Origin of the sequence: Oscillibacter sp. CU971, from assembly GCF_905219725.1 — a bacterium.
Taxonomy (GTDB): domain Bacteria; phylum Bacillota; class Clostridia; order Oscillospirales; family Oscillospiraceae; genus Oscillibacter.
This window is the reverse complement of sequence record NZ_CAJMXG010000108.1, coordinates 1-9619: the sequence shown is the minus strand read 5'-3', so window position 1 is coordinate 9619 and position 9619 is coordinate 1. Positions and strand designations below refer to the sequence as shown.

The following is a 9619-nucleotide window of genomic DNA, read 5'->3' as shown; positions in this document are numbered from 1 at the left end:
TCTGACGGAGCTGCCTCCGTCTGCTTTTGCTGCCTCTTTTTCCTGATAAGTTCCTTCTGGATTTCCTTCGGAATCCTGTGACCTTCTGCCGCTTCTTCCTTCGCGGCCAACTTAAGGACATTACTCACCATGAGACGCATTTCGCGGTCTATAAACGTCCCAAACTTCGCACCGCAATGACGCCCGCACTCCTGTGTTTCGTGGGGTCTGTTTTCCCTTGCGGCAGAGGAAATTCATTCCCCCATGGGGGGAATGAGAAAGGGGCGCGCCCCTTTCTTAATCCATTTTCGTCGCAATTTTATATTTCACAACATACACAAAACTCTCTAAAAAAACAAGGCCGCTCGACCAGAATGCAGGATTCGCTACCAATTAACATCCCCCGCCCCTTGATAGCGGCAATTTTCCCGGTTACGCTAAGTACAAGGGGCGGAGCGGATAAACAGCTTTGCCCCAAACAGAATAAATCCCGTTGCCCTACGACAAGAACCGCGTGAATCGAATAAAGGCGCGCCCTTTCGTTTCCACGGGCCGGGGAAGGAAAGACCTTGACATTCCGGGGAAAGGACGATATCATATTTGCAAGAGAGGAAGATCGGAAAGCCTGCGGCGGCGTTTGCCCCGCGCGGGGTTTGCGGAGGATATGGGAGGGATTGCGTATGGAGGCGCTGCTGATCAAGTTCAGCATATTGGCCGGGGTGTTCGGCATCATCGGCCTGATTGGACTGGCGGCGCTCTTGGCGTCCGTGATTTGGCTGGTTATCCGGGTGGCCAATTTTGATTCCCTGCTCCCAGCGCTCCTCTGCGTCCTGGTCTCGATTGCCCTGGTGGTGGGGGGAATGTTTTTGAGCCCCGCGCCGGAAGGCCGCGCGGCGCCGTACCTGAAAGCGTCCTGGGAGGCGCCGCTGGAGGCGCTCAAGGGCCAAATCGGCAAGCTCAAGGAGCTCAAGGACAACGGGCCCTGGGCACGGTTCTTCAAGGACGAGGGCGCGTCCGGGGAAATGGAGACGATGGATGTNATCCGAACCGGCGCCCCGGATAGGGTTCTTGTGGACGAGACGATGGACGGCTGGCGCGTACGGCTGACCCTCCCGAGGGAGTGGAAAGAGCTGTGTGTGGTTGAAAACGACGGGCGGCTGAACTTTTCGCAGAAAGTTTCCTTGCAGGAAGAGGGGGGCTGGCTGTTTTCTCTGTCGCTTATAGAAGGTCCCTATGACTCTGAGGGGCCGGACGCTCTTCCGGCTTGTGAGACGGTACTCGAGAAAGACGGTATGACGCTCCTGGCGATCTATCCCACGGATGTTCAATTCAACGATGAGGCAGAAGAAATTACGGAGGAATACCAGCGGATGCAGGCGGAGATTCCCGGCATCCTGGAAACCGTAGAATTTGAGACTACATAAAAGCGCAGCGCGCGGCCGGACGGCCGCGCGCTGTTTTTACCGGTATGATTACAGGTCCACCACGGTGACCGTGTGCCCCGTGTGAGGAAGGAGCTTTTCCAGCACCTCCGCCGTCTTCAGCTTCAGGCTGCTGGTGCAGATGCAGGGGTGGCAGCTCAGGTACTCCGCCTCGTAGACCTCCCGCTCTATGAGGAGCCGGACCCGGTGCTCCGTATCGTTCATCAGACCCAGCACCGTGGCGGAGCCGGGAGTGCAGTGGAGCAGCTCCCAAAGGCTCTCCTCCGGTGCGAAGGACAGCCGGGCGGAGCCGATCTGATGGGACAGGTCCTTGGTGTGAAAGGGCTTATCCGGCCCCATGAGCAGAAGGTAAAACTGCGTCTTTTGCCGGTTGCAGAGAAAGAGATTCTTGCAGATGGGCACGCCCAGGACCTCGCTGACGGCGGCGCACTTCTCCATGGTGTCGGCGGGTTCGCCGGACACCCGGACGTAGTCCACGCCCAGCTCCTCCAGCAGGGCGAAGGCCGCCGCCTCCTGGGGCAGCAGCTCCCCCTCCGGCCGGGCGTTGTGATATAAGGGTGAAAGTTCCATCGTTTATCAGTCCTTTGTCAAGAGCTTTTCTCCGGCCCGGTAAATATCCCCCGCGCCGACGGTCAGAATCAAATCCCCGGGCCCGGCCAGCCGCCGGACGGCCTCCGCCGTCTTGTCCAGGGTAGAGCAGTAGACGGAGCCGGGAATTTCACGGGCCAGGTCCGCCGAGGAGATGCCCAGGATGTTCTGCTCCCGGGCGGCGTAGATCTCCGCCAGCACCACCACGTCCGCCAGCTTCAGCTCCTCCACAAAGCGGTCGAAAAGCTTGGCGGTCCGGGAGTAGGTGTGAGGCTGGAAGGCAACGATGAGCCGCCGGTAGCCCAGGCCCTTGGCGGTGGTCAGCAGGGCGTGGAGCTCGTCGGGGTGGTGGGCGTAGTCGTCGTAAATCTCCGCGCCCTGAAAGGCCCCCTTGTACTCAAAGCGCCGCCCCGCGCCGGTGAAGGACGCCAGGCCCTGTTCCACCGCCTGGCCGGGGAGGCCCAGCACGTAGGCCGCGGAGGCCGCCGCCAGGGCGTTGGACACGTTGTGCCGCCCGTAGACCCGCAGCTCCGCGTGGGCGTAAAACGTTCCGTGAACGTGGATGTCGAAGACCGGGCGGCCCTTGTCCTCCCGGAGGTTCACGGCGGTGCACTCCGCCCCCGGCTCCAGGCCGAAGGTAAAGGCGTCCAGGCCCTGGGCAGCGTCCCGCGCCCCGGCGTTGTCCGCGTTGACAATCACATGGCCCCCGGCGGGCACCAGCTCCGCGAAGCGGCGGAAGGAGCGCTTGATGTCCTCCAGGTCCTTGAAGAAGTCCAGGTGGTCCGCCTCCACGTTCAAAATCACCGCCACGGTGGGGTAGAAGCTGAGGAAGCTGTTGCAGTACTCGCAGGACTCCAGGATGATGGTGTCCCCCTGGCCCACCCGGTAGCCGGAGCGGAGCAGGGGCAGGGTGCCGCCGATCATCACCGTGGGGTCCGCCTCCGCCGCCATGAAGACGTGGGTGCACATGGAGGTGGTGGTGGTTTTCCCGTGGGTCCCGGCCACGCAGAGGGCGTTGGGATAGTGCCGCATGATGGCCCCCCAGGCCTGGGCCCGCTCATAGACAGGGATGCCCCGGGCAACGGCCCCGGCGATTTCCGGGTTGCCGTCGTGGACGGCGGCGGTGCGGATCACCAGGTCGCAGTCCCCCAGGTTGTCGGCGTTGTGCCCCACGGCTACGGGGATGCCCAGGGACCGCAGGTGCTGCACGGTATCGCTCTCCGACATGTCGGAGCCCTGAATGACAAGCCCCTTGTCCCGCAGGACCTCCGCCAGGGGGCACATGGACACGCCCCCGATGCCCACCAGATGGGCCCGGGCGCCGGGAACAAAGAAGTCGCTGATGGGTTTTTCGTTATGCATCATGGAACTCAGCTTCCTTTCCAGAAAACGGAACTTAAAAAAGATTGTATCCTCACAATTTGTTTATTATAATATAAGAAGCAAAGAAATGCAACGGCGAAAGGGGGCAAAACCTGTGGATATCCCGGAGAATGTACAGGCGGTCCTGAAAACGTTGGAAGCGGCGGGCCACGAGGCCTGGTGCGTAGGCGGCTGCGTCCGGGACGCCCTCTCGGGCCGGAGACCGGAGGACTGGGACGTGGCCGCCTCCGCCCGGCCGGAGGAAACCCTGGCGGTGTTCGGTTCCCGGGCGGAGCCCACGGGGCTGAAGCACGGCACCGTCACCGTGAAAACGCCCGGCGGCCCGGTGGAGGTCACCACCTACCGGGTGGACGGCGCGTACCGGGACCACCGCCGCCCGGAGTCCGTGACCTTCACCCGTTCCATCGGGGAAGATCTGGCCCGGCGGGATTTCACGGTCAACGCCATGGCCCGGAACCTCCGGGGCGAGCTCCGGGACCCCTTCGGCGGAAGGGAGGATCTGCGCCGGGGAATTCTCCGCTGCGTGGGGGACCCGGACCGCCGTTTCCAAGAGGACGCCCTGCGGATTCTCCGGGGCCTCCGGTTTGCGGCGGCGCTGGGGCTGGAAATCGAGCCTGGGACGGCGGCGGCTGTCCGCCGGAACCGGGAGGGGCTGCGGGACATCGCGGCGGAGCGGATTCAGGTGGAATTCTTTAAGCTTCTGCCGGGAAAAGGGGCGGCGGCGGTGCTGCGGGGATACCCGGAGGTTTTCGGCGTCTTCTGGCCGGAGCTCCTCCCCATGGTGGGCTTCGGCCAGCGGAACCGCCACCACTGCTACGACGTGTGGGAGCACACCCTCCACGCCCTGGATGCCGTGCCGGGTGACGTGGTCCTCCGCTGTGCCATGCTCCTCCACGACGTGGGGAAGCCCGCCTGCTTTACCCTGGATGAAAAGGGCGTGGGCCATTTCTACGGCCACCCCGCCGTCAGCCGTGATTTGGCGGATAAGATGCTCCGGCGGCTGAAATGCGGCACGGCTTTCCGGGAGACCGTGGTCCGGCTGGTGGAGTGGCACGACAAGGATATCCCCCGGACGGACAAGTCCATCCGGCGGGCCCTGCGGATTCTGGGGGAGGCGGACCTGCGCCGCCTGATTCTGGTAAAGCGGGCGGATAATCTGGGACAGGCCCCGGCGTACTGGGACCGGCAGCAGGAGCTGGATAAGGCGGAGGAAATCTTGGACCGCCTCCTGGCCGGGGACGCCTGTTTCTCCCTAAAGCAGCTGGCGGTCAACGGGCGGGACCTGCTGGCCCTGGGCCTTTTCGGCCCGGCGGTGGGAAAGGCGCTGGAGGATCTCCTGGAAAAGGCCGTCGACGGCGTGCTGCCCAACAACCGGGAGGCGCTGTTGGAGCATGTCCGAAAAAACCGTGAGTCCGGCGGAGAGGGGGGCGAATATGAAAGGCCTTGAGGGAGTTCCCCTGCGGAGCGTATGGGGGGATTGATGAACGCGATTCCTTCATTCCCCACCAAAACCAACGGCCGGACCTGGAAAAAGCCGAAAAACTGAAACACGGCGCCGGAAAATTCCGGCGCCGTTTGTTCATACGATGTTCAAAAGCTCCCGCAGATCGGAAATCTCATAGTCAACCCGAAGCCCCGCCCGCCGGGGCTTTTTTGCCGGGTTGAACCAGCAGCAGGGCAGTCCGGCGTTGTTGGCCCCCTGAATGTCCGTAGACAGAGAATCCCCGATGACCAGGGCGTTTTCCTCCGTCAGCCCGGGAAGCCGGCGGCGCACATAGTCGAAGTAGGCCCGGCTGGGCTTGGCGGCCCCGGCCTCCTCGGAGATAAAGGCGGCCTCGAAAAGCTCCGCGAAGACGCTGCCTTGGAGGCGGGTGCGCTGGACGGAGGCCACGGCGTTGGTGACGATATACATCCGGTGGCCCTGGGCTTTTAACGTCCGGCAGACCGCCTCGGCGTGGGGCAGGGGATAGACCCCCTCTCCTAAAGCGGACAGAAAGTCCCGGTTGCAGGCCGCCGGGTCCCGATCCAGGTCCAGGGCCTTTAAAAAGCGGACGTAGCGCTCCAGGGTGACAAACTCCTTGGTCAGCTCTCCCCGGTCGAAAGCGGCCCAGAGCTCCAGATTGATTTCATGATAGAGCCGGTAGGCCTCCGGCGTGCAGGGAATGCCGTGGGCCCGGCACATGTTTTCAAAGGCCCGGGAGGAGGCCTTGGGGAAGTCGAACAGGGTGTCGTCGGCGTCGAAAAGCAGGTACTCGTATTTCATCATTGTCAGTCCTTTCGGCAGGTTTCACGGCTTTCATTGTAGCACGTCCGCCGGAAAAAGACAATCACCCATTTCGTCTCCCGGCCATACCATGGAGCGAGGGGGAGTGTTGAGATGAAGAAAACCTTTGGCGTCATCGGCGGGGACCGCCGCCAGGCGGAACTTGGGCGGCTGCTGGCCGGAGACGGCCATGTTGTCCGTACTTACGGCCTGGACCGCTGGAAGCCTGTGGGAGCGGGTGCGCTGGATCGTGCCGCCGCCTCCGACGTGGTGATTCTGCCCCTGCCGCTGTGCAGGGGGGACGGCGTTTTGAACTGCGAGGAGGGGGCGGTGCCCACGGCGGACCTGTTCCGCCGCCTTCAGCCCGGACAGCGGATTCTGGCGGGCCAGGTGCGGCCCCAGCAGCGCCGGGAGGCGGAGGCCCTGGGCCTGACGGTGGAGGACTACTTTCTCCGGGAGGAGCTGGCGGTGGCCAACGCCGCCGCCACGGCGGAGGGGGCCGTCCAGACCGCCATGGAGCGGCTGGACCGGACGCTTTTGGGGCTGGACTGCCTGGTGCTGGGCTTTGGCCGCATTGGGAAGCTCCTAAGCTGCCGCCTCCACGGCCTGGGGGCCAGGGTCACGGCTACGGCTAGACGGCCGGAGGACCTGGCCTGGATTCGGGCCTATGGCTACCAGGCCCTGGAGACCGGAAAGCTGGACGGCCATTTAGGCGCTTTTGGCGCGGTGTTCAACACGGTCCCCTCTCCCGTCCTGGGCGGGCCGCTTCTGGTCCAGCTGCCGCAGGAGTGCCTCTTGATGGACCTGGCTTCCGTCCGGGGCATCGAGGCGGCGGAGAACGGCCCGGAGGTCCTCTGGGCCCGTTCTCTGCCGGGGCGGCTCAGCCCGCGGTCCGCAGCGGCGGCGATCCGGGACGCGGTGTATTACATCCTATTGGAAGAATGAGGTGACCTGTATGCGCAAGGAACGGGTCGGTTTCGCGGTCTGCGGGTCCTTCTGCACCCATGAGAAGGTGCTGAAGGCCCTGGAGGCGCTGACGGAGATCTATGAAACGGTGATTCCCATCGTCTCGGAGATTTCCGCCTTTACGGACACCCGCTTCGGCCGGTCCGAGGACCTGCTGGAGCGGCTGGAGGATCTGACGGGGAACGACGTGCTGCTGGATATCCCGTCGGTGGAGCCCATCGGGCCCAAGGGGCTGCTGGATGTACTGGTGATTGCCCCGGCCACGGGGAACACGATTGCCAAGCTGGCGGCGGGCATCGCGGACACATCGGTGACCATGGCGGCCAAGTCCCATCTGCGGAACGGCCGGCCGGTGGTGCTGGCGGTGTCCAGCAACGACGGGCTGGCGGCGGGGGCGCGGAACATCGGCGAGCTGCTGGTCCGGCGGAATTATTATTTTGTGCCGTTCGGCCAGGACAACGCCGAAAAGAAGCCCAGTTCTCTGGTGGCGGATTTCGCGAAGCTGCCGGAGACGGTGGACGCGGCGCTCCGGGGGGAACAGTACCAGCCGATTTTGCTGCGGTGAGAGGATGAGAGAAACAGGGGGAGAGGCGGCTGCCTCTCCCCCTTTCGTTCCAGCGGGAAGTTACAGGGACTTCTCGTAGGACTCGATCATCTTCTTGACCATCTGGCCGCCGACGGAGCCGGCCTCGCGGCTGGTCAGGTCGCCGTTGTAGCCTTCCTTCAGGTTGACGCCCACTTCCCTTGGTGTGCCTCCTCCATCTTAAGCAGGTTTCTCAGCGGAATCTTTTTCCTTGCTTTCTGCCAATTCTCCGATGAATTTGTAGAAAATCTGCACACTCTGCCGATAGGGTTGATTGGCCCGAGAGGGAATCTTGTGAGAGCCGTTTTCGTAGATTTTAGGACCAATCTCGATGCGGTCCACAAAGGTGACCAGCGTGTCCCGGTCCAGTTCGTCCAAATGGGTGTAGGATCGGGCCAGCTCAAAGAATTGCGTGTAGCGGTCCGACATCTGCTGGGCAGGGCTGGGGACATTCAGTTCTTCCAGCATCGCTTTCAGCCCGGCGGATTCCTTTTCCAAGTCGGCCACCATACGGCTCAGACGGTCGTCGTCCAGCTTACCCATCGCGTTGTCGGTGTACAGCTTGGTGACGATCTTGTCGATGGTGGTGAGCCGCGCCTCTGCCCGCTCCTTTTTCAGCTGCCGGGTCTTGAGGTCTTCCTCGCTGCCCATCCGCCTGGCTGCCTCCTGGACCAGCGCCTCCACTTCCCCGTCGCTGAGGGCCAGCAGGCTGTTTAGGTCCTGCCGCACCAACTCCACCAAGTCAGCGTAGCGAATGCGCACCCCCTCGCAGGGGGCGGCGATGTCCTGGCGCTGATGGGTGCAGGAGAGATACCAGTATTTTTCCCGCTCCCCCTTGTACACCGTGCCGCAGGAGCACAGGGCGTGTCCGCATTTGGCGCACACCGCCACGCCGCCGAAGATGCTCTTGCGCACCTGGTCATAGGCCCGGTAGTCCCGGCTGCCCCGGCCCAGATTTTCCTGCGCCCGCTGGAACAGGACCTTGTCCACCAGCGGCGGGTGGGTGTTCTCGGTCACCGCCCAGCTATCCCGGGGGACGACCACCTTCTTCTTGGACTTGACGCTGACCTTTTTGCTCCTGCCCAGCAGGGTGTGGCCCAGGTACACCGGGTTTNTCAGAATGCGCTTCACCGTGGTGTAGTTCCACACATCGGAGGCCCGGNCGGTCCCCTCCTCGCTGAACTCGTCCCGGTACAGCACCCGGTATTTCAGCGGCGGAATCACCCCATCGGCGTTCAAATCCAGGGCAATCTTCCGGGAGGAGTCTCCCGCCGCCGCCCGCCGGAAGATGCGCTCCACCACCGGGGCGGTAGCCTCATCCGGAGCTAGGCGGTGCCGGTTTTCCTGGTCCTTGCGGTAGCCGTAGGGTGGGCAGGCGCAGTATTGGCCGCTCTCCCTCTTGCTTCTCAGCACGTCCTTGACCTTGCGGGAGCCGTCCCGGAGATAGACCTCATTCATGGCAAAGAGGAACGGTGCCATGATGTTGTCGTGCTCCGTGTCGAAGTTGTCCGCGATGGCGATATACTGGATACCGTGTTCGGGGAAAAATTGCTCGGCGTAGTAGCTCGCCTCCCGCATATCACGGCCCAGCCGGGACAGGTCTTTCGTGATAACCAAATTAGCCTTACCCTGCTCCAGCTGCTTCAGCATCTCCTTGAATCCGGGGCGGTTAAAATTGCCGCCGGAGTAGCCGTCGTCCACAAATTCTCGGATGAGAGTGATGTTGTTCTGCTTGCAGTAGTTCTGCACGATCATGCGCTGATTGGTGATACTGGACGATTCCCCGCCCTGAGCCTCCTCGTTGGACAGCCGCAGGTAGGCAAAAGCCAGTGTGAATCTGCCGGTTTTCATGCTCGCCTCCTCCGGTAAACCGGCCCACTGGTCTGATTATACTCCATGGCCGCTGCCTTCGTCAACGGACTGGACAGTTGGAATATTTTGGGTTAATCGTTCCGCCATTAACTCTGAAAGGGAACGTGTACCCTGAAAGACCCGCCACAATTCATAAGTGACCTGTCCCATGGTGATGATCTGCTGTTCCATTGCATCGCCTCCGGGGTTATTCTGCACCGGAACAGGGCGGTTTATCCCACTATTTCCCATCCGCACCGTCCTTTACAGATGCCAGATAGCCCCGGGTGACATCAGGCCGCTCATGGCCCAGAAACTGAGAAACACGCAAACTGGCGTTGAGGTGCGCTTCGTTCCTTGACAATCTGCGTAGAAATACGCAATAAAACAAGGCAGATAACCTCAATAAGCGAGGAAATCTGAACTCTATGCTTGATTGGGCAGGGGAAGTACCTGCTAACCCCGGTGTGACGGGTGATCAAAACTCTAAGGAAGCACTGATTAAATCGAATTTTCAAAAGCGATGTGATTTCCAAGATGCAAAGCAGAGATACCTCGCTATGC

The 9619-nt window shown here is 62.2% G+C and carries 8 protein-coding genes and 1 pseudogene; 3 read left to right on the top strand and 6 right to left on the bottom strand.

All coding sequences use genetic code 11. From position 1 onward, the window contains the following. Positions 1-1451: 1451 nt before the first annotated feature. A complete protein-coding gene (locus tag JX325_RS08910) occupies positions 1452-1991 on the bottom strand; it encodes a prolyl-tRNA synthetase associated domain-containing protein (RefSeq protein WP_204790808.1) in 540 nt (179 codons plus the stop codon). A 6-nt stretch (positions 1992-1997) separates the two neighbouring features. After that, positions 1998-3374 (bottom strand): UDP-N-acetylmuramate--L-alanine ligase, encoded by a 1377-nt coding sequence (gene murC / locus JX325_RS08905; RefSeq protein ID WP_204790807.1) that lies wholly within the window; start codon positions 3372-3374, stop codon positions 1998-2000. Between the two features lie 112 nt (positions 3375-3486). On the opposite strand from murC, the gene JX325_RS08900 reads away from it, so the two are divergent. Then, complete coding sequence (locus tag JX325_RS08900) at positions 3487-4839, top strand: CCA tRNA nucleotidyltransferase (RefSeq protein WP_243414008.1); 1353 nt, start codon at positions 3487-3489, stop codon at positions 4837-4839. 132 nt (positions 4840-4971) lie between these two features. On the opposite strand, the gene JX325_RS08895 is transcribed toward JX325_RS08900, so the two are convergent. Continuing rightward, entirely contained in the window at positions 4972-5658 is a 687-nt protein-coding gene (locus tag JX325_RS08895; RefSeq protein ID WP_204790805.1) for a YjjG family noncanonical pyrimidine nucleotidase, read from the bottom strand. Between the two features lie 111 nt (positions 5659-5769). Between JX325_RS08895 and JX325_RS08890 the strand changes: the two genes are divergently transcribed. Both JX325_RS08890 and JX325_RS08885 read left to right on the top strand, forming a co-directional pair. Further along, positions 5770-6600, top strand: coding sequence for a dipicolinate synthase subunit DpsA (locus JX325_RS08890; protein ID WP_204790804.1), 831 nt, complete (start codon positions 5770-5772; stop codon positions 6598-6600). A gap of 10 nt (positions 6601-6610) precedes the next feature. Further along, entirely contained in the window at positions 6611-7186 is a 576-nt protein-coding gene (locus JX325_RS08885; RefSeq protein ID WP_204790803.1) for a dipicolinate synthase subunit B, read from the top strand. A 60-nt stretch (positions 7187-7246) separates the two neighbouring features. On the opposite strand, the pseudogene JX325_RS08880 reads toward JX325_RS08885, so the two are convergent. From JX325_RS08880 to JX325_RS08870, 3 genes and pseudogenes are all read right to left on the bottom strand, one after another. After that, positions 7247-7366: pseudogene (locus tag JX325_RS08880) on the bottom strand (alpha/beta-type small acid-soluble spore protein); the annotation flags it as partial. An 18-nt stretch (positions 7367-7384) separates the two neighbouring features. Next, a complete protein-coding gene (locus JX325_RS08875; protein ID WP_204790802.1) occupies positions 7385-9055 on the bottom strand; it encodes a recombinase family protein in 1671 nt (556 codons plus the stop codon). A gap of 36 nt (positions 9056-9091) precedes the next feature. After that, the gene (locus tag JX325_RS08870; protein WP_204790801.1) at positions 9092-9247 is read right to left on the bottom strand and encodes a hypothetical protein; all 156 of its coding nucleotides are present in this window, start codon (positions 9245-9247) and stop codon (positions 9092-9094) included. Positions 9248-9619: the final 372 nt, after the last annotated feature.

Coding starts and splice junctions, on each gene's coding strand:
- JX325_RS08895 (WP_204790805.1), bottom strand. CDS start 5,658: ATGATGAAATACGAGTACCTGCTTTTCGACGCCGACGACACCCTGTTC.
- murC (WP_204790807.1), bottom strand. CDS start 3,374: ATGATGCATAACGAAAAACCCATCAGCGACTTCTTTGTTCCCGGCGCC.
- JX325_RS08885 (WP_204790803.1), top strand. CDS start 6,611: ATGCGCAAGGAACGGGTCGGTTTCGCGGTCTGCGGGTCCTTCTGCACC.
- JX325_RS08870 (WP_204790801.1), bottom strand. CDS start 9,247: ATGGAACAGCAGATCATCACCATGGGACAGGTCACTTATGAATTGTGG.
- JX325_RS08890 (WP_204790804.1), top strand. CDS start 5,770: ATGAAGAAAACCTTTGGCGTCATCGGCGGGGACCGCCGCCAGGCGGAA.
- JX325_RS08910 (WP_204790808.1), bottom strand. CDS start 1,991: ATGGAACTTTCACCCTTATATCACAACGCCCGGCCGGAGGGGGAGCTG.